Source organism: Enterococcus sp. DIV0755b (genome assembly GCF_051713765.1).
In the GTDB taxonomy this organism is placed as follows: domain Bacteria; phylum Bacillota; class Bacilli; order Lactobacillales; family Enterococcaceae; genus Enterococcus_C; species Enterococcus_C canintestini.
Genome location: NZ_JBIOQN010000001.1, coordinates 289,457 through 309,092, shown reverse-complemented (window position 1 = coordinate 309,092; position 19,636 = coordinate 289,457). Strand labels below are relative to the sequence as shown.

The 19,636-nt window shown below is 37.2% G+C and carries 20 protein-coding genes; 9 read left to right on the top strand and 11 right to left on the bottom strand.

What is annotated here, in order from left to right; genetic code table 11:
* Positions 1 to 147: 147 nt before the first annotated feature.
* Positions 148 to 747, bottom strand: coding sequence for a TetR/AcrR family transcriptional regulator (locus IGI65_RS01655; protein ID WP_438773037.1), 600 nt, complete (start codon positions 745 to 747; stop codon positions 148 to 150).
* Positions 748 to 843: 96 nt separating this feature from the next.
* Here IGI65_RS01655 and IGI65_RS01650 point away from each other — a divergent pair, with 96 nt between their 5' ends.
* Complete coding sequence (locus tag IGI65_RS01650; protein WP_071864105.1) at positions 844 to 1,446, top strand: ECF transporter S component; 603 nt, start codon at positions 844 to 846, stop codon at positions 1,444 to 1,446.
* Between the two features lie 146 nt (positions 1,447 to 1,592).
* Here IGI65_RS01650 and IGI65_RS01645 read toward each other — a convergent pair whose 3' ends face one another.
* From IGI65_RS01645 to IGI65_RS01635, 3 genes are all read right to left on the bottom strand, one after another.
* Positions 1,593 to 3,209 (bottom strand): FAD-dependent oxidoreductase, encoded by a 1,617-nt coding sequence (locus IGI65_RS01645; RefSeq protein ID WP_438773036.1) that lies wholly within the window; start codon positions 3,207 to 3,209, stop codon positions 1,593 to 1,595.
* 288 nt (positions 3,210 to 3,497) lie between these two features.
* Positions 3,498 to 4,046 carry a GNAT family N-acetyltransferase gene (locus IGI65_RS01640; RefSeq protein ID WP_438773035.1) on the bottom strand — a complete coding sequence of 183 codons (549 nt, stop codon included), beginning with the start codon at positions 4,044 to 4,046 and terminating at the stop codon, positions 3,498 to 3,500.
* 25 nt (positions 4,047 to 4,071) lie between these two features.
* Complete coding sequence (locus IGI65_RS01635; RefSeq protein WP_438773034.1) at positions 4,072 to 4,566, bottom strand: GNAT family N-acetyltransferase; 495 nt, start codon at positions 4,564 to 4,566, stop codon at positions 4,072 to 4,074.
* Between the two features lie 212 nt (positions 4,567 to 4,778).
* On the opposite strand from IGI65_RS01635, the gene IGI65_RS01630 reads away from it, so the two are divergent.
* Positions 4,779 to 5,474, top strand: a complete 696-nt coding sequence (locus IGI65_RS01630; RefSeq protein ID WP_095006451.1) for an N-acetylmannosamine-6-phosphate 2-epimerase — start codon at positions 4,779 to 4,781, stop codon at positions 5,472 to 5,474.
* A 277-nt stretch (positions 5,475 to 5,751) separates the two neighbouring features.
* On the opposite strand, the gene IGI65_RS01625 is transcribed toward IGI65_RS01630, so the two are convergent.
* Positions 5,752 to 6,606 carry a LysR family transcriptional regulator gene (locus IGI65_RS01625; RefSeq protein ID WP_438773033.1) on the bottom strand — a complete coding sequence of 285 codons (855 nt, stop codon included), beginning with the start codon at positions 6,604 to 6,606 and terminating at the stop codon, positions 5,752 to 5,754.
* A gap of 140 nt (positions 6,607 to 6,746) precedes the next feature.
* Here IGI65_RS01625 and IGI65_RS01620 point away from each other — a divergent pair, with 140 nt between their 5' ends.
* Positions 6,747 to 7,301: a chromate transporter gene (locus tag IGI65_RS01620; protein ID WP_438773032.1), complete on the top strand. Its 555-nt coding sequence runs from the start codon at positions 6,747 to 6,749 to the stop codon at positions 7,299 to 7,301.
* Entirely contained in the window at positions 7,302 to 7,856 is a 555-nt protein-coding gene (locus IGI65_RS01615) for a chromate transporter (protein WP_438773031.1), read from the top strand.
* 151 nt (positions 7,857 to 8,007) lie between these two features.
* Here the strand turns inward: IGI65_RS01615 and IGI65_RS01610 are convergent, their stop codons facing one another.
* The 3 genes from IGI65_RS01610 to rsxC are packed head-to-tail and all read right to left on the bottom strand — an operon-like array spanning position 8,008 to position 10,909.
* The gene (locus IGI65_RS01610; protein WP_071864095.1) at positions 8,008 to 8,583 is read right to left on the bottom strand and encodes a hypothetical protein; all 576 of its coding nucleotides are present in this window, start codon (positions 8,581 to 8,583) and stop codon (positions 8,008 to 8,010) included.
* Positions 8,584 to 8,595: 12 nt separating this feature from the next.
* Positions 8,596 to 9,594 carry an RnfABCDGE type electron transport complex subunit D gene (locus IGI65_RS01605; RefSeq protein ID WP_438773030.1) on the bottom strand — a complete coding sequence of 333 codons (999 nt, stop codon included), beginning with the start codon at positions 9,592 to 9,594 and terminating at the stop codon, positions 8,596 to 8,598.
* Complete coding sequence (rsxC, locus tag IGI65_RS01600; protein WP_438773029.1) at positions 9,584 to 10,909, bottom strand: electron transport complex subunit RsxC; 1,326 nt, start codon at positions 10,907 to 10,909, stop codon at positions 9,584 to 9,586. Before rsxC ends, IGI65_RS01605 begins: the two co-directional genes overlap by 11 nt.
* A gap of 307 nt (positions 10,910 to 11,216) precedes the next feature.
* Here rsxC and IGI65_RS01595 point away from each other — a divergent pair, with 307 nt between their 5' ends.
* A complete protein-coding gene (locus tag IGI65_RS01595) occupies positions 11,217 to 12,680 on the top strand; it encodes an aldehyde dehydrogenase family protein (protein ID WP_438773028.1) in 1,464 nt (487 codons plus the stop codon).
* A gap of 156 nt (positions 12,681 to 12,836) precedes the next feature.
* On the opposite strand, the gene IGI65_RS01590 is transcribed toward IGI65_RS01595, so the two are convergent.
* The gene (locus tag IGI65_RS01590; RefSeq protein WP_438773027.1) at positions 12,837 to 13,745 is read right to left on the bottom strand and encodes a diacylglycerol/lipid kinase family protein; all 909 of its coding nucleotides are present in this window, start codon (positions 13,743 to 13,745) and stop codon (positions 12,837 to 12,839) included.
* Between the two features lie 69 nt (positions 13,746 to 13,814).
* Positions 13,815 to 14,000 carry a hypothetical protein gene (locus IGI65_RS01585; RefSeq protein ID WP_438773026.1) on the bottom strand — a complete coding sequence of 62 codons (186 nt, stop codon included), beginning with the start codon at positions 13,998 to 14,000 and terminating at the stop codon, positions 13,815 to 13,817.
* A gap of 212 nt (positions 14,001 to 14,212) precedes the next feature.
* Here IGI65_RS01585 and IGI65_RS01580 point away from each other — a divergent pair, with 212 nt between their 5' ends.
* On the top strand, positions 14,213 to 14,680 hold the full coding sequence (locus IGI65_RS01580) for a TspO/MBR family protein (protein ID WP_438773025.1): 468 nt from the start codon (positions 14,213 to 14,215) through the stop codon (positions 14,678 to 14,680).
* 199 nt (positions 14,681 to 14,879) lie between these two features.
* Positions 14,880 to 15,185 (top strand): rhodanese-like domain-containing protein, encoded by a 306-nt coding sequence (locus tag IGI65_RS01575; protein WP_438773024.1) that lies wholly within the window; start codon positions 14,880 to 14,882, stop codon positions 15,183 to 15,185.
* Between the two features lie 338 nt (positions 15,186 to 15,523).
* Here IGI65_RS01575 and IGI65_RS01570 read toward each other — a convergent pair whose 3' ends face one another.
* Complete coding sequence (locus tag IGI65_RS01570; protein WP_438773023.1) at positions 15,524 to 16,546, bottom strand: LLM class flavin-dependent oxidoreductase; 1,023 nt, start codon at positions 16,544 to 16,546, stop codon at positions 15,524 to 15,526.
* Between the two features lie 525 nt (positions 16,547 to 17,071).
* Here IGI65_RS01570 and IGI65_RS01565 point away from each other — a divergent pair.
* Together IGI65_RS01565 and IGI65_RS01560 are read left to right on the top strand one after the other, a co-directional pair.
* Positions 17,072 to 17,830, top strand: a complete 759-nt coding sequence (locus IGI65_RS01565) for a hypothetical protein (protein ID WP_438773022.1) — start codon at positions 17,072 to 17,074, stop codon at positions 17,828 to 17,830.
* 22 nt (positions 17,831 to 17,852) lie between these two features.
* Positions 17,853 to 19,631, top strand: a complete 1,779-nt coding sequence (locus IGI65_RS01560) for a glucosaminidase domain-containing protein (RefSeq protein WP_438773021.1) — start codon at positions 17,853 to 17,855, stop codon at positions 19,629 to 19,631.
* Positions 19,632 to 19,636: the final 5 nt, after the last annotated feature.

Below are 19,636 nucleotides of genomic sequence, written 5' to 3'. Positions count from 1 at the left end.
GTCAGAAAAGTGTTGCCTAAAAATAAAAGTTTCAAATAAAGACCAATGACAAAAAAGTTTTAAAGTATCTTTTGAAGGCAAGCCCTTTGGTGATACGTTAAAATGTTTGTTTTGTCAGCGGTCTTTTTAACTTGTTTTCCTAATTTATTAAACTTTGGGTAACATTTTTTTCATCAAGTCAAATTGTTCATCTAATTGTTGTTGGGTGATACCACCAGTGAGGGCCATTACACTCATGCCTTCAATCATAAACATGAAATTTTCCGCAATTTCTGCGATTTTTTCATCTTTTAAAACGCCTTGAGTAACCCCTAATTCCAAAATAGCCAGAATGGTTTTTTTAGTTGAGGCGAGTTGTTCTTGTTGGAATTTATGATCGGCTGTTGTTTTATGGGTAAAATAATATTCATACATGGAGCGTAATAAACTGTTATCCATTTGATTTAACAATCGATCTTCATGACTTGTAAAATAGTCATTTAACAATTCTTCAAAGGGCGGATTTTTAGTGATAGCTTGGCGAATGTCATCAAATTTGCGATTGGACCGCTGTTTAATGACTTCCATAAATATTTGATCCACAGAATCAAAGTACAAATAAATGCCACCCCGACTGATACCGGTGGCTTCGATTATGTCTTTCATCGTCACGTCTATTAAGCCTTTTTGGCGAAAAACTTGACGGGCGCTAGTTAAAATAGCTTCTCTTTTTTGCCGTTTGCGTTCGGCATTAGATAAATTTTTCATTTTCTCACCTCAAATTAGTGACACGTGTGTCATTTTCTTGTATAATCATTTCAATGACACTAGTGTCATTATAATAGAATCAAAAGGAGAACTCAAATGAATACGAAAAGTAAAAGTTATCGCATTGCCATTCGGGCCATTTTAATTGCTATTATTATTTTACAAGCGATGGTACCTTTTTTAGGCTTTATTCCATTGGGGATTACAAGCTTAACGATTATTCATATTACGGTTATTGTAGCTGCAATTGTTTTAGGAACAAAAGACGGCATGTTTGTCGGATTAGTTTGGGGAATTTGCACGATTATTCGTGCTTTCACTTCACCTACCACACCTTTAGATACAATGGTTTTTACTAATCCCATTGTGTCTGTTGTACCTCGAGTTTTAGTGGGGTTAGTGGCAGGATTTTTGTTCCACTGGTGGTATAAGAAAAATGAAAATCTTTACGTCGCTTCTATTTTAGCAGCGATTGGTGGTACATTAACCAATACAATTTTAGTTTTAACTTTTATGGGGACGATTTACACAGGACCAGTCGCATCCGCTTATGGTGTTGATCCTTCTGGTTTATTAAAAGTTTTAGCAACAATTGTGGCAACAAATGGGGTAAGTGAAGTGATTGGGGCGGTAATTTTAACGCCGATTTTAGTTAAAGCAATCTTTACTGCTACCCATTTAAAACCGGTTTATCGTTAATAGAATAAAAACAGTGGTACAAAAGGAAATTTGCTCACCTGTAAGAAGGGCGAGTTTTCCTTTTTGCCACTGTTTTTTTGTAACTAAAAGCTACGTATTAATGAAAAGGGCTGTAGCAAGTTTATGCTACAGCCCTAAAAGTTATTTTAATTTTCTTCAATCATGATCGCTTTAATACCAAAGCCAGCTAAAATGCGGGCAGCAGTATACGTATTTAATCCCTTACGGAAAGTCAAATAGACTTTTTTATCTTTGGGAATTTCAGCGATACGTTCGCGTAATTCGCTTAATGGAATATTGGCGGTCGCTTCGACACTACCGCTTTTGGCTTTGCCTGCTTCTCTAACGTCTAAGAAATAAGCGGTTTTAAAGTCTTCTGCTGGAATTTCAGCAACATCAATTGTTTCAGCGACTTTCGTTACTTGGTTAATTCCAACGTAACCGGCGATATTCACCACATCTCGGGAAGAAGAATAAGGAGGTGAATAAGGAATTTCAAGGTCTGGTAAATCAAAGACAGTTAAATTGCCGGTGATGGCAACTGATAATTGACCAATCCGTTTGTCGACGCCTTTTTTACCCACTGCTTGCGCTCCTAAAATTTTACCAGTTTCTCCGTCAAAAATTAATTTCAAGTTCAATCGTTCCGCCCCGGGATAGAAATAGGCATGATCAAATGGTGTAATAAAAATTGTTTTATAATTGGTAATCCCAGCTGCTTTTAACATGTGTTCAGTCAAACCAGTATAACTTGCAGTATAGTCAAAAATTTTCGCTACACCACTACCTAAATAGCCACGATAATGTAAGTCCGCACCATTAATAATATCCGCAAGTAAATGGCCTTGGCGATTAGCGGCACTGGAAAGCATACTTGGTGTTGGTAGACCAGTGACAATACTTGTAGTTTCGATAATATCACCAATTGCGTAAATATCTTCCACGTTTGTTTGCAAGCGATTATCTACTTTTACTTGACCGGATTTGGATAAATCAATCCCAGCAGAAGCCGCTAGTTCATTATTTGGCGCAACACCGGTAGCGAAAATAATCATATCGGTTTTCAATGTATCGCCATTTGATAAGTGGACAGTGTGACCGTTATCGCTAATTTCAGTGACGGTTGTATTTAAAATTACATGTAAACCATGTTCGACTAAATGATCGTAAACTAAATCAGCAATTTCAGTATCATATGGGAATGCAACTTGTGGTAATTGATCAATTAATGTCACGTCAAGACCGCGTTCTTTAAAGTTTTCTGCTAATTCTAAGCCCATAACACCAGCGCCTAAAACTGTTACACTTTGTGGATTTTCAGACTCTAAGAAGTCCATAATTTTGTCTGCATGAGTAACATTACGTAAAATAAATCCATTTTTAGCTTCTTGTGCCCCTTTAATTGGTGGTAAAGTTGGACGAGCACCTGAAGCAAGGATTAGACGATCGTAATGGTCGGTTTTATTCGTTCCGTCTGCCAAATTTTTGACATTGACTGTTTTATTGACAGGATCAATACTGGTAACTTCGTGTTCAATAAAAACATCGATATTATTTTTTTCTTTTAATTGGGCAGGGGTCCGTTCAATCAAACTATCACGATCTTTAATTACACCACCCAAATAATAAGGTAGCGCACAACTAGCAAAAGAAATATTTTCTCCTCGTTCATATAAAACGATTTCGTGAGTTTCATTTAAACGCCGTAAACGCGTGGCAAAAGAAGGGCCACCGGCTACGCCACCGACAACGATAATTTTCACAAACAACAGCTCCTTTTTTTCTAACTTACTTGTATAGTACCTTTTTTAACAAAGGGAGGCAAAGAAAAACACTTACCAAAAATAAGCAAAAAATGAGATGAATGGCCTGCTCATTTGTTATTAAAAAGAAGGTGTGACGTCTTGTCATACCTCCTGTTTCTGAATAAACGGAATGACAAAAGCAGTTTCTTCGAAAATAAGAGGAAACTCCCAAAAATTTGAAAAACAATGTTAGGGAATTTCCTCTTATTTCTTAAAGCTAGTCGCTTCTATCACAACCACTTTTGCTTAAAATGAAGTTTTGTTCGTTAAATGCAAGATTGGAAAAGGTCGCGATGCATCATCTAAAGGTGAGCGATTCATAATTTGAAAGCCCATCTTGTGATAAAAAGCGACAGCGGATTTATTTTGTTCATTTACATCCACAAATTGGACCTGATAGTTTGTTTCAGCTAAATTTAGCAATGCTTTTCCTAGTCCTTTACCTTGAAAAGAAGGTGCGATAAAAAGCATTTCAATTTTATTTTCTGCAATACCCATAAAGGCTTGTAGCTTGTGATCTTTGATTGCAAGAATCAGTGTTTCAATTTGACTTAAACCTTGTATGACTTCTGGTTTAATCGCCATAATATCTGTCGGTGTCAAAAAATCATGACTGGTAAGAACACTCTGATGCCACAGTACCGTTAATTGTTGAAGGAGTTGCTTTGTCCGCTTATTTTTAGGGACCACATAAAATGTTGAGTTGAGATTATCATTTGCTTTAGTAGTAATTGGTAAAAAATCTTGGCTTATTAATAAAGTATCTAAGGATAAATCATCGTTTTTTTGTGTCATTTTATCACCTAGTTTTAGTTTGATATTAAAGAGAAAGTTTAAATGCATAAACAGGCATCAAAACGCCAGCGACAGTTCCAATTTTTTCTTCTTGGAAAGTATAACCAAGACGTTGCCAAAATTCTTGCGCTCGGGGATTATTTTTCAAAATACCTAAGCGAATTTCGGTGCCACCTTCTGATTTGATTTGTGTGACAATTTGGGCATGAACTTGCTCACCGATTTGTTGTCCCCGCGCAGTTGGCGACAATAAAAGTAAGCCAATCATCCACGCTTTGGTAGTCGGATAGTTGCGGATAAGATCCAGCACACCGATTAAATTGTTATGGGCATCAAAAATACCATAAAGTGTTTTATCTTCTAGTCTTTTTTGCGGTGGAAATGAGGTTAATAAATCCAGCGCTTCTTTTTTGGGATTGGTTTCACCAGTGGCTAATACCATATAATCACTTGCTTCTTTACAAAGCGTGGCAATTATCGGTAAATCTTGTTCAGTTAAAATTTTCAATTTGTAATCCATGTTTCATAAAACTCCTTTAGTGAATAAAAATAAATTAATTCAATTTAAAAAACCAACAATACATTCCATTGTAGCATGGATGTTGACAATTATAAATAACAAAGAAAATAAAGAGAAAACAGTATTATAAAAAATACGGCAATTTTTGAGGCTTTAAAAACGTGGTATAGTAGAAGATGAAAATGAACTTATGGTATGCAGGAGGAAATAGTATGTCAGCAAAAACTATTTTAAAACAAATAAAAGGCGGTTTAATTGTTTCCTGCCAGGCGTTGGCAGATGAACCGCTCCACAGTCCTTTTATTATGAGCCGGATGGCAAAAGCCGCTTTAGAATCAGGTGCAGTGGCTATTCGTGCCAACTCGATTGCAGATATTCAATGTATCAAAGACGCAAACGAGACCGCCGTTATTGGGATTATTAAAAAAGAATATGGCAATAATCCTGTCTTTATCACCCCAACACTAAAAGAAGTGCGAGCTTTATGTAGTATTGGCTGTGAAATTGTGGCGATGGATGGCACGCTAAGAGCACGGCCAAACGGTGAGAAATTAGATGAAATCGTTGCTACAATTAAAGCAGAATATCCTGACGTATTATTAATGGCCGATTGCGCTACATTAGCAGACGCAAAATATTGTCAAAAGTTAGCCTTTGATTTGATCGCGACCACTTTACACGGCTACACTGAAGAGACTAAGGGACAAGATATTGCCGATAACGATTTTGCTTTTGTAACAGAACTAGTAAAAGTACTGGAAAAACCATTAATTGTGGAAGGAAACATTGACACTCCTGCAAAATTAACGACTGTGATGCAAAAAGGTGCGTATGCAACCGTGGTGGGAAGTGCGATTACTCGTCCCCAACTCATTACTAAAAAATTTGTGGCAGCTTTGCCAAACTAGAAAAAACTTCGTAACAGTTTTACATCTTTACAGGTGTAAAAGAACTGTTACGAAGTTTTTTTATGGTGAAAAATGATCTGATTTTTCCAAAGAACTAATCATTGCCTTTAGCTTTTTTATTACTTGAGAGCTAACCATGTTTGTTCAGCTTTTCTAGGTGTTTAGCTTCACAAATGAACTCTTGGCGACATTAAGTCGAAATGCTAAGAAATTTGAGGAGCAATTTCATATCATTCCGCCTTAATGCTAAAGAGTTGAACACATTTGTTCAGCTTTTCTACAAACATGTCCATAATTTTTCTAAGGCAGATGGGTTATTGCGACTCGGGCGTAAGGCGGTGATTTGGTTATGCAGCTTTGTATGGGTGACGGTAAGTTCTACCAATTCATTTTTGGCTAAAGCGCTAGTAACCAAGGGTCGTGGTAATAAACTAATGCCAAGTTTATTTTTTGTGGCGGCGATTAAACTAGCCGAATCTGCACTTTCCCACGTTGGATAACAGCGTAGCCCTTTTAGTGTTAAGAAGGCTTCAAAGGTTTCTCGTACCGCAGAACCTCTTTCTCGCAAAAGCAGCGGTTGGATCAAAAGTTTTGTTAAGGTTAATTTGGGAGTAGGTAAAAAATCAGGGGCGGCGACAAAAGCTAAAGGGTAGTTGGCGATTACTTTTTGCTGATAATTGCCCTTTGGTACCTGCCCTTCTAAAATGGCAAAATCAACTTTTCCAGCGGCTAATTTTTTGTAGCACTCTTCTGCTGGGGAAATTTGGACGTTAATTTGTTGATGGGGAAATTGACTTTTAAATTGCGCTAAAACTTGAGGTAACGTAATTTCGCCATACGTGATACAAGAAGCCAAACGTAAAGGTGCTACTTGTTCTAAATTTTGTAACTGCATTTCGACTTGTTGAAATTTTTCTACTAACGGCGTGACAGTCGCAAGGAGGGCAGTACCTGCGGTTGTTAGTTCAATTTTACGATGCAAACGTTCAAACAACGCTACGCCAGCTTCTATTTCCAAATCTTTCATGGCATGGGAAATAGCCGATTGCGTCATGAAAAGCTTGGTAGCAGCCTGGGTAAAACTTTTTTCTTTGGCGACGGTATAAAAAATAAAACATTGCCGATATTGCATGATAATCTCCTTTTTTGACATGAATTTTATGCATGTTATTAAGCAAATAATAGCATTTCACACATGTTAAAACAAATCGTATACTTAAAGGAAAGGAAAAAATACGGTGTAAACGAAATAAGATTGTAAGGGATGATACAATGGAAAAATTAAAGTTTTACGCTTGGATTTGTCGGGTAAATTTATATATCAGCGCGTTTACTTTTGGCGGGGGCTATGTGGTTGTTCCGATGATTCGTAAATTTTATGTTGATGAAAAAGCGTATTTTTCAAAAGATGATTTAATGGAAATGGCGGCAATTGCACAATCTTCCCCAGGAGCGATTGCCATTAATCTAGGTGTTTTGGCTGGAAAAAAAGCGGGGGGCTATGTTGGTGCACTTTTAAGCGCAATTTGTGGGATTATTCCACCCATTGTAATTTTAGCAATCATTTCGAGCTTTTACGTCGCTTTTAGCCAAAATCTGGTAGTGATGGCGGTGTTAAGAGGGATGCAAGCCTGTGTAGCGGCAATGATTGTGGATTTGTTAATTGATATGGTGCAGTTAATTGTAAGTGAAAAACAACTGCTATTGACGTTACTTATTCCTTTTAGTTTTATTGCCAATGCCTTTTTCCAAGTGAATGTTTTGGTAATTTTAGGCATTACGGCAGTTTTATGTATGCTAGTGGTTTGGCAAAAGGGGGAAATTTAAATGTTGCAGCTATTTTGGCGTTTTTTGACTATCGGTTTTTTGAGTATTGGTGGGGGCTATGCCATTATTCCCTTGATTCAAGAACAAATTGTCAATGAACTCCACTGGCTTTCAGAAAAAGTATTTACCGATATTATCACGATTTCGCAAATGACTCCCGGCCCTTTGGCTGTCAATACATCAACGTTTGTTGGGATGCAGTTGTTTGGTATTCCCGGAGCAATTGTCGCGACAGTCGGCTGCATTTTTGGTGGCGTGAGTATTTCGCTTGGTTTAGCTGCTTTTTTTCAGCGGAAAAGAGAGTCAAAAATTGTGCAAGGGTTATTAGCGGGTTTAAAAGCATCTTCAGTTGGATTAATCATGTCTGCGGGCTTAACCATTTTATTATTGACGCTTTTTAATAGTAGTGATGTAACGAATTTTCAAAGTGACCACTTAGATTTTATTGCATTAATTTTAATGGCTGCTTCCCTTTTTGTGATGCGTAAGACGAAACTAAATCCTATTTTATTGATGATTGTAGCTGGCGTGATTGGTGGCTTTATTTATATTTAGGCATTGCTAAAAGAAACACACTAAAATTAGAGGGAAGAGTCAGTGACGACTGATTCTTCCCTCTTTTTGCTTGAGAGCTAGACGAGTTTGGAAAACTTTTTGTGCGGTCCATCATAGCCAATAACTCTTTGGGTCAATTTGAAAAATCTCTTTAAAATAATTCGTCAAAGAAAACACCTTTGAAAAAGGATAAACTCAAAAATATCAGCATTAAGACGGTTAATTGGATCGGAAATCCCTGTAAAAGTGGTGGAATCGGGGCGATTTTTAACCGTTCTAAAATACCGGCGGAAAATAAACTGACGACAAAAAAGAAAAGCAAGCTAAAGAGATAGGTGTACCAAAATTCAGCTTTACTGTCTGCTAAAAGTCCTGGAACAAGGGCCAAATTTAATAGCATTGGCATTAGTAATAAACAAGATTGTAAGGCGCACGCTAACCTTTTTTTGACTAAAAGAAGGACTGAAAAAGACACTACAAAACTCATCAAACCGACTAAAAATGGAAGCAGCACGACTTTGTTACCACCAATGTTTCCAAAAATCTGCTCAATTCCCCAAAATAAAGCTGTACCACCTAAAGCGGCGCTAGTAATTAGGCAAGTTAATTGAACTTGACTTGAAAAGGGGGTTGTTTTTGTTTGACCAATTTTTACTGGCATGTGTGTGATTACGCTTTGCAAGAGTAAAATGGTGAAAAAACATACTAAACGCATCGTTAAATTCATCTGTTTTTCCTCCTATCTCCTGAATTTCAAATCAAAGGGCAGTGTCTTTTTTTCACCTAGAACGCGGCGCCGTAAAACACGATCAATAAAAGGGGTAGCACAGTTCATGGTTAAAATGGCATAACTGACTCCTTCTTGAGTTGGGCCAAAAAAACGAAAGACAACAATTAAACAGCCAATGCTAAACGCATAGAAGATTTCTCCTGCTTTAGTGGAGGGGCTTGAAGCATAATCAGTCGCCATAAAAACTGCTCCTAATAATAAGCCGCCACTTAATAAATGACCAACTACGGTTTGCCAAGGTGCAAAAGTACCGTCACCAGCGAAAATCCAAGCACCAATGCCTACTGTGGTTAAAATGATTAAGGGAATATGCAAACTAATAATTTTTCTGCGCCATAAAACAAAGAAGGCAATTAAAATCAAAAGACTGCTTGTTTCTCCAATTCGTCCACCAGTAAAACCGATAAATGTCTGCCACAATTCGCTCTGACTTAAGGTTTCTGTTTTCATTTGGGCCAGTGGCGTAGCTTTGGTGACAACATCAGGGGCAATACTTGCAAAAGGGGGTGCTGGCCAACTGATTTTAAACATATCTTGGAAAAATAAACCGACTAATAATGCTCGTCCGCCTAATGCGGGATTTAAAAAATTATAGCCTAGGCCGCCAAAAAATTCTTTTACGACAATAATAGCAAAAATAGCGCCAATGATAGGAAAATACCAAGGTGCAGAAGGAGGGAGGTTCATGGTCATTAACACCGCAGTAACAATCGCACTTAAATCCCAAGTTAATTCTTTTTTTAAGCATTTAAACCAAATAATTTCAGCTAACTGAGCGGTGATGATCGCGATTAAAAAGAGTAGATAGATGCGCCAGCCAAATAAGTAACCAGCTACCAATATTATTGGCAATAGCGTAATTAAGACCCATTTCATAATGCTACGAGTAGTCGTATCTCCTAGTAAATGGGGCGAGTCGGCTGTTTTTAACAGATTACTATTTTGCATCTTCTAACGCCTCCTTCTCGTTTTTAATAGCGGCGCCTGCTTTCGTGATATTAGCTGCTAAATTACGGCGGGCCGGACAGACGTAGGTACAACAGCCACAATTAATACAGGCCGTTGCTAGTAGCTGATCACAAGTGAATAGGTCATCGTTGCGATAAGCCAGATCAATATTTTGCGGTTCCAAACGAACCGGACAAACTTCAACACAGCGATTACAGCGAATACAAGGAGATTCCGTTACTTTGCCGTCGTGTTCTTCATTAAACACGATAATGGCATTACTGCCTTTAGTTAAGGGAAAATCTAAATCCGTAATCGTTTTTCCCATCATCGGCCCGCCGTGAATAATACGAGAAGGTGTACCGTAAAATCCATCACAAGCGTCAATTAAGTCTTTGACTCTAGTGCCTAAAGGAAAATAAATAACTTGTGGCTTTTTCACATCTCCTGTAATTGTCACATAGCGGTGCGTCAATGATTTGCGTTCATCCACACTTTCGGCAATCGCAAAAGCCGTTGCAACATTAATCGTAAAAGCACCTGTTTCCACCGAACGACCATCAAGCGGGGATTCAGCGGCAATTAAGGTTTCTAAAAGTTGTCCTTCACCACCTTGGGGATATTTCACTGGTAAAGGGACAATCCGACAATTTTTAACTTTGTTTGCGGCTTTTTCCATCGCAGCAATGGCTTTTGGTTTGTCTTTTTCAATGCCAACTAAAATTTCTTTAGCTTCTAAAATCTCCCGTGCGATTTCACCGCCCCGTAAAATTTTGTGGCTTTCTTTTTGCATTAAAAAATCATCAGAGGCAATAAACGGCTCACATTCAGCTCCGTTTAGAATAATTGTTTGAACATCAATATGATCGGCGGGATTTAATTTAACGTGGGTGGGAAAAGTGGCACCGCCCAAGCCGACAATTCCTGCTGCCCGCACTGTTTTTTCATAAGAAAAATTTGCGTCAATTAAACTTTCGGTATGATCTTTGCTTTGATTACGTCTTATGATTGCGGCCGTCTGAGTATTCTCACCCAGAGCAGGAACTTCACATACCTCCACCACTGTTCCAGTAATTGAAGAGTGAACATGGCCACTAATATCGGCGCTACTTTTGGCAATAATTTGGCCTTTTTGGACTTGATCGCCGATTGCTACCACCAATTTATTGGGAGCGCCAATGTGCTGATCAAAAGGAATAGCAACAAACTCAGGTTCAAAACGTACAATTTCTGTTTGATTTACTTTGAACAATTCTTTTAAACGATTGCTACTGTCATCAAAAAAGAAGCCGCCGGAAAATCGTTGTATTTGCATTTTTTGTCCCTCCTTTGCAAACGGTTTATATTTTTATCGTAACATAATGAAAAAAATCACAAAAGAAATATGGGAAAGGAGGACAAGTTTTAACGATTTGAAGATCACCTTAATGAAAATTTAATAATTTGAAAAATGAACGTTAATCCGCGATCAGGACTTAAATTTTTAAAAGTATATTACACAAAAAAAGAAAACGGATACATAAGGTTTGAAGGTAACAATCTTTTTTCTTTATACTGGAGTTAACAGATGTAACAAAGTTTTAATGTGACTTTTCGACAACAATTAAATGAGGAGGAATTCGATGAAGAAACCTGCAGAATTGCTAGACGAAAAATACTTGATGTACATTAATGGTGAGTGGACCAAAGGGGTTAAAGGTGAAACATTAACTTCTAAAAATCCAAGTGATGGAACAACCTTAGCAACTTTTATTAGTGCTGAAGAAGAAGATGTAGACCAAGCGGTAGCCGCTGCTAGTGCTGCTTTTCCTGCGTGGAGTAAAACTGGCGTTGAAGAACGCAGCCAAATTCTTTTAGACATTGCCGATGTTTTAGAAGAGAATGCTGAAAAATTAGCGTGGGTTGAAACGTATGATAACGGCAAGCCCTTACGAGAAACAAAAAATGCCGATATTCCTTTAGTGATTGATCATTTTCGTTATTTTGCGGCCTTGGTACGTTCAGAAGAAGGAACGATTAAAGAGTTAGATGAACATACCTTGACGATGGTTTTAAAAGAACCAATTGGTGTTGTAGGGCAAATTGTTCCGTGGAATTTTCCTTTGCTGATGGCAGCGTGGAAAATTGCTCCAGCTTTAGCCGCGGGCAATACGATTGTGATTCATCCTTCATCTTCTACTCCGCTTAGTTTATTAGAAGCTACCAAACTAATTGGACCACTTTTACCAAAAGGAGTGTTGAATGTCGTTACCGGTAAAGGATCTGAATCTGGGGACTATATGTTAACGCATCCTGGTTTTGCTAAAATTGCTTTTACTGGCTCAACAGAAGTGGGCTATAAAGTAGCTGAAGGTGCTGCCAAGAATTTAATTCCAGCAACACTAGAATTGGGTGGTAAATCAGCGCACATTATTTTCAGCGACGCAAACCAAAAGCGTGCCTTAGAATTTGCTAAAAATGGCATTTTAACCAATCAAGGACAAGTTTGTTCAGCGGGAAGCCGGTTATTAGTACAAGCTGATATTTACGATGAGTTTGTTGAAAAATTAGCTGAAAGTTTTAAAACAGTGAACGTTGGTCTACCGTGGGAAGAAGATACAGTCATGGGTTCTCAAATTAATGAAGGACAAGTTGAAACTATTTTAGACTATATTAAAATTGGGAAAGAAGAAGGGGCAAAAGTGATTGTTGGTGGCGAACGCTATACAGATGGCCCATTATCAAAAGGGGCCTTTGTCAAACCAACTATCTTAGCCGATGTTAAAAATGATATGCGCGTGGCTCAAGAAGAAATTTTTGGTCCGGTTATTGTCGTAATCAAATTTGAAGATGAAAAAGAAGCAATTGAGATTGCCAATGATTCAGATTACGGTTTAGCTGGCGGTGTCTTTACAGAAAATATTAATAAGGCATTTCGGGTTGCTCGAGCAGTTCGCACAGGTACTATGTGGGTCAACACTTATGGCGAATTACCAGCTGGAACACCGTTTGGTGGATATAAAAAATCAGGTATTGGGCGAGAAACGTATAAAACTATTTTAGACGCTTATTCCCAAACAAAAAATATTTACATGCACATTGAATAATTAAGCCAGTCTAGATAAAAAACACGAGTTCCGCTTTTTTTAAGAGAAGTGGAATTCGTGTTTTTATGTTTGCTAAGATTATATTGCACAAGAAATAAAGTCGATAAGCTAGGTCTTCTTGCCGCAAACTTAAGCAGTTCGTTGTGCTTTTCGTCCTTATTTACTCGCGTTATCATCTTGTGTCTTTTTTGCGTATATCGGTAAAAACCCATCTAAAAATTCAATGGTTAAAGGTAAAGCGGGTCCCTTATCACCGTCAATTCGACTGTAAATTTGTTTTTTTTCTAAAGGTGCCAACTTAATTTTTTTAGGTTCTAAATAAGTCAGCGTATGGGCCTTTTTCTGACGTAAATTACCAGTTAGAACAAAAAAGAGTAATTGAAATAATTTGCCCAGCCGCATATTGTGCAAAATACTAACGTGAAAAGCATGGGGACTAGAAGGAACATAATCAATCCCACCTACCAAATGCGTAGTCGTTAATAAGAAAATCCAGACCTTAATTTTTTCGTTGAAATCTTCTGTTTGAACCTGCACTTTGTAAGAAGCTTTTTGACTAATCTGTTTAATGCCTTTTAAAGGATAGATTAATAAGCCGAATTTTCGTTTTTCACTTTGTCGGACTTGGTTGGAAATATCTGCTAACGATCCAAATGTCAATGAACTGACAATGGCTTTTTGCCGATCTTGGCAAGCGCCGATTCCCACTTGTTTTAAATGTTGGTCTAAAATTAAATTCACAGCGGCATCTAAATCATGGGGAATTTGCCACCGTTTGGCAAAGTTATTGATTGTGCCCCCAGGGATAATTCCTAATGGGATTGTTTTTTTTGCTTGTAAAAATGCGGTTGCCACCAAATTAAGCGTACCATCGCCACCAATGGAAATGAGACCGTCATATTCTGTGACAGCTTGGCGGATTTTTTCGACCGCTTTTTTGGGATTAGGCGCTGTTAAGGGCTCAGAAGTATGACCGGCCGCTTTTAATTTAGTTGCGATTTTTTTCGCTGTATCTTCGTTATTGCCCCGTCCAGCCGTGGGATTATAAAAAATAGCGTAATGCATTGCTATCACCTCATATTAAGGGTAACACTTTTTACATAGCAGAACGAATAAAACGATTGTGGGGCGTTATTATTCTTTTAGCTCCTCCGTGTCACATGAAATAATATCACAACGCTTGGCGACAGCTAATTCATTGGTGTCTAAACACTCGACAATCGCCACATTTTGATATTCTTTGACTAAAATAATTTCGTGAATACCTTCTAAACCGATTATTTTTGCTTGGTAAGTTTGCGTAATATTTGTTTTTGTCATTATGCAACAATCCTTTATTTTTTAGGTAGAATACCTTATTTAGAAAAAATAATCGAATAATTCGCCTTGTGAAACTCAAAATTTAAAATAATTTAGTGTTATATTGAGCATATTAGTTTTTTAAGGCTTTTTATCAGCGTATGCTAAGTTATAAAGAAAGTGTGGTCTACCACTAATTTATTGTCGAAAAGCTAAGAAAGCAGGTATAAAAAATGAAAAAAATTGGTCAATGGTTGTTATGTGTGTTTGGTATCGAAGCTGTGGGAGGACTATCAGGACTTTTGGCTGGGGATATTGCCGCGACTTATGCAACGTTACATAAGCCACCTTTTTCACCCCCAGGAAATATTATTGGAATTATTTGGATAGTTTTATATGCCCTAATCGCTACTGCTTTATACTTCATTTTAAATGCACCAAGTCGTAAGAAAGTTAAAAATGAAGCGTTATTCTTATTTGGTCTGCAACTATTGCTAAATTTTATTTGGAGTATTGTTTTCTTTGGCGGTGAGAATTTTTGGTTAGGGGTAGTGATTGTTATACTACTGTTAATAACGGTATTTTGTTGTCTCGTTCGCTTTTATTCGATTCAAAAACTGGCAACATTCCTGTTTACTCCATATTTTATCTGGTGTATCTATGCTGCTTATTTAGCCATTGGTTTAGCTATTAAAAATTAAAACGAGCAAAACTCTAAAAAATAAAACCCGATAGAATTTTGTTAGTGCAATCTTGAATAAGTTTGTCTCATCGTCATATGCTCAAAAGGAGTTTAGAGAAACTCTCCCATTAAAGAGTAAAGGGCATTATGTTTGACAAAGACTGCTTGCCATCGTTCACTAGACTTAGTGAAACATAAAAGGTAAAAGGAGTAGACCGATGGAAAAAACAATTTCAAATGATGATTTTAATAAACTAATCCAAACAAAAGATGTAGCTATAATTGATGTGAGAGAACCTGAGGAATTTATTGCAGGACACATTCCCAATGCAAAAAATATCCCTCTAAGTCAATTGGAAACGCGTTTTATAGAACTGGCTAAAGATACTCACTATTATGTGATTTGTCACTCTGGCAGACGATCTGAGCTGGCGCGGGAATTTTTAACAGCTAAAGGCTACCAGGCTACGAATATCTTGGGTGGTATGATGGAATGGCAAGGGGCAGTTGTCGCTGAAGGCTAACTTTCAGCACAATAATTTTAAATTATTAAAGCCTTTCAGATCAGAAAAGATAGATTTAGTGGCGATAAGTGATAATGACAGATGAGAAAATTAGTGCCTGTCACGATTTTATTTAGTAGGATTTTCGCAAGTCATCATCAGCTAAGAGGAAGTACAATAGAAAAGGATGTGCGCAATTGCCAAGAAAATCCTGAAAAATATCATGTTTTGATAAAAGACAGGCTACTACTAAAGGATAATTAAATAGTAAAAAGCGTCGTCATACAACAAGAAAAGTGAGTGTTTTTACTTTTCGATAGTGTATGCGACGCTTTTTTTGTGCCTAAACTAAAAACTGATTAACGCCAGCCTAGTTCTGGTGCGACATCTTTCATAATTGTTTCTAAAATGTGCATGTTGTATTCAACACCCAAAGTATTTGGAATGGTGATTAAAACCGTATCGGCTTCTTTAATTGCTTCGTCTTCGGCCAATTCTTTGACTAATTTATCTGGTTCGCCTGCAAATGTACGCCCAAAAATGGTTGGATTGCGGTGATAAGCTAAATAACCGACCGAATCTTGTTGTGGTTGCCCATCTTGACCAAATAATTGGCGATCTAAATCAGTTGTGATGGGTTGAATTGAGCGTGTAACTAATGTTCGTGGTTCAAAGTCGTGCCCAGCTTCTTTCCAGGCTTGTTTAAAGGTCCGTAATTGATTTGCTTGTTGCACATGGAAAGGTTCATTACTTTCATAGTTTACTAAAGTGGATGATTGTAAATTCATACCATGTTTAGCTGCCCAAATAGCAGTTTCTTTAGAACCTGCACCCCACCAAATCCGTTGACGTAATCCTTCAGCGTAAGGTTCAAGTCGTAATTTACCAGGGCCTTGAGGGAACATTGGTTGTGGATTTGGTTCTGCAAAATACTTGCCTTCTAATAAATCCAAAAATTCCAATGTACGTTCCCGAGTAACTTCTTTAACTTCTTCTTCGCTGTAATCATAACCAAAGTATTTCCAGCCATCTAAAACTTGTTCAGGTGAACCACGGCCCACCCCAAGTTGCACACGACCTTGGGTAATAATATCCGTTAAACTTGCATTTTCAGCCATCATGTATGGATTTTCATAGCGCATATCAATTAGGCCTGTTCCAACTTCAATCTTGCTTGTTTTTGCACCAATCGCAGAAAGAAGTGGAAATGGTGAACCAATTTGAGGGGCAAAATGGTGGACACGGAAATAAGCACCGTCAACGCCAATTTTTTCTGCTTCAACTGCTAATTCAATTGATTGCAAATAGGCATCACTTGCGGTCTTAACCAGTGAACCGCGATCCATCCAATGACCAAAACTCAAAAAACCAATTTTTTTCATGTCGGATAACCTCCTTTTATTTATCAGGAATCATCTGATAATTATCTAAAGTGTACTACGATTTTTTTTAAAAGACGAATAATTGTGCCGGAAAGAATAAGAGGTAGTATTTATATCATGTTTCAATTTTTTTATTTAAAAAAGTGATGTTTTTTAGATAGTTATTACTTTCTATGAGGAAAAAAGTTTTTCATACAATCAATTTTTTTATTTAAAAATAAAAATTTGATTGTGAAATAAAAAACAACCGTTGTATTTTTTATTTCAAAAAATGGACAAATGTTGAAAAGACAAGAAACTAATAGCTGCTAATTCTCAATTTTTTTTGAAGTCTCTGGAATTTTTGAGAAAAGTACCGCAGTTTTTTTCGTTTTTATTAAATAACTATAATATTTTTGAGAAAAAAAGCGGGTGAGATTTTTATATACTAAGACTGCAACAAAGGAGAATGGTAGGTAAATTAGCTTAGGTCGCTAATTTTACTAATAGAATTGACGGAATAAACGTAAGAAAGGGGCAAAGAAAATGTTTGGTAAAAAGAAAAAAGATGATTTGTTAGCGGAACTAGAAGAATTGGGTTTCCATGATGAAGGTGACGATGAAACTGTCAAAGAATTAGAAGAAAAAAATGCGGCATTAACCAAAGAAATTGCCGACTTAAAAGAAAAAAACACAACTTTGGAAAAAGAAAAGCAAGAACTAACGACTAAAGTGGAAGATTTACAGGCGACGATTGAAAAAATGGAGCAGGAGTTGGCTTCTGTGGCGGCAATCCCTGCTGATTATGATGGTCGGGTAGAAGCAAGTGAGCAACTGAATCAAAAAATAGAAACTTTAAAAGCTGAAAATAAACAATTAACCGCAAATTTAGAATTTGCCAGTAACCGCGCGATGGAATTAACCCAACGTCTGGAAAAGCAAGAATCACAAGATGATGATCTTGAAGCAAACAATCTGACAAGTGATGCTTACAGTGAATTAGAAGAAAAATATCAACAGGTAAAAGCAGAACTGACCGCATTAAAAACAAGCCAAGAACGTGATGAATTGGAACTGACAAAAAATGAATTGGCAGATGTTTTGTTGGCCGCAAAATCTAAAGCTAAAGAAATTGTACGTAAAGCTGAATTTGAGGCTCACGATCTCAAAATGAAATCAGAAGAAGAACTAGAAGAGTTAAAACAAGGATGCTTACGTTATCAAAATTACATTGAAAAAATGCGTGATGAGTCCATTTCACTGTTAGAGCAATTAGTACAACAATCCCATCGTGCCACTAAATAATAAAAGTAAGGGGGGAAAATCCATGAAAAAGATCGTACCACTATTAACAGGAGCGTTTGTGATTGCTTCATCTACTACCACTTTTTTATCAACACCAGTCAATGCAAAAAATTTGGCTGATAAAGAAAATGAAGTCAAAGAAACAAACGAAAGTGACAAGCAGGAGATTCCTCTCTTAGCTAGTGATAATGAGGAAAAAAAAGCTGAACAAGAAGAAATAGAAGAAATAGAAGAAATAGAAGGAGAAGAAAGTTCAGAGTCAATAGCGTTAGAAGATGAAAAACAAGTCGAATCATCTGATGATGAAGTTGAAAAAACAAGTGATACTACTGATGAACAACTGGAAGCAACAGAAGAAAGTACTGAAGATGCTACTTCAACTGAAAGTACCGAAACTACAACATCAACTTCAGCAAAAGATGAATCAGAAAAAGACAAGGTTACACAAGAGGCAGCAAATGCTGGCACAACACCAAACTCAGTTGAAACAACCCAACCTACTAAACCTAGCACAAGTTCCAGTCAGAAAAAGACTATTACTGCCCCTAAAAAAGAAAACAAAGCTGTTAAGAAAAAAGCTCGTAAAAGCACCCCGTTTGTCCCCGTTAAAAGTCAAAATTCTAAAAAATCGGCGACAAGTGGTAATACTACAAGTAGTGTAACTATCGGTGAAAACAGTTATACTTTTTCACCCAATTTTACGACGCAACGATTTGTGAAGACCATTGGTGAAGATGCCAGACAGTTGGGGCAAAAGCATGGATTATATGCATCTGTCATGATAGCGCAAGCTATTTTAGAAAGTGCGTCAGGAAACAGTTCACTGGCAAGCCCGCCCAATTACAATTTATTTGGTATTAAAGGAAGTTATAAAGGCACTAGCGTGAATTTTGCCACCCAAGAAGATGATGGTAGTGGCAATCACTATACCATTCGGGCTAACTTCAGAAAATATCCTTCATATAAACAATCATTGGAAGATTACGTTCAATTAATTCGCGGGGGACTTCCTTATAATCACAACTTTTATAGTGGGGTTTGGAAAAGCAATACGAAATCTTATCAAGATGCGACCCGCTTTTTAATGGGAAGATACGCTACGGATACTAGCTATGCTGCAAAATTAAATGGTTTAATTCGGACTTATAATTTGACGGCTTATGATACTCCGATAGTAAAAGTTGAAAATTTGACTAATCCCATCTTGAATAAAAAAACAGAAAATTCAAAAAACAATGAGCGCGATATTGCAAAAAAACTGACGGCAACAAAAGAAAAAGCAGCCAAACCGAATAAATTAGTAGATAAAAAGTCTACTACGGTCGCCCATACGGTTAAAGCTGGGGAGTCATTAGCTTCTATTTGTCAATTATATCAAGTTCCACTTCATCAAATCATTTCACGAAATGATTTAAATAGCTATTTGTTAGCGGTCGGCCAAGTATTAGAAGTTGGCAAAACAATTCGTTTAAAAGAAGAAGAAAAATTGCATTATAGTGAAAAATATTTTGAAAGAGACCTTGAGCATTTTAGTAAGCCAGCAGGAAACGAGCTGTTTTTGAGATTGAACACACCCTTTTTCAAAAATTATTCCGTCAAGGCCTACAGACAACGTCCTGCTGGTTTTTATAGTGTTCAACGCGGCGATACATTAGCAAAAATAGCGAAACGCTTTAAAATATCGGTGCAATCTTTAAGACGATGGAATAATTTAGAGGGCTATCTGATATATGAAGGACAACAATTACGGCTCACACCGTGGTTAGATGACTTCTTGTCCCAAGGTTTCACCACAATTTAGTGGTT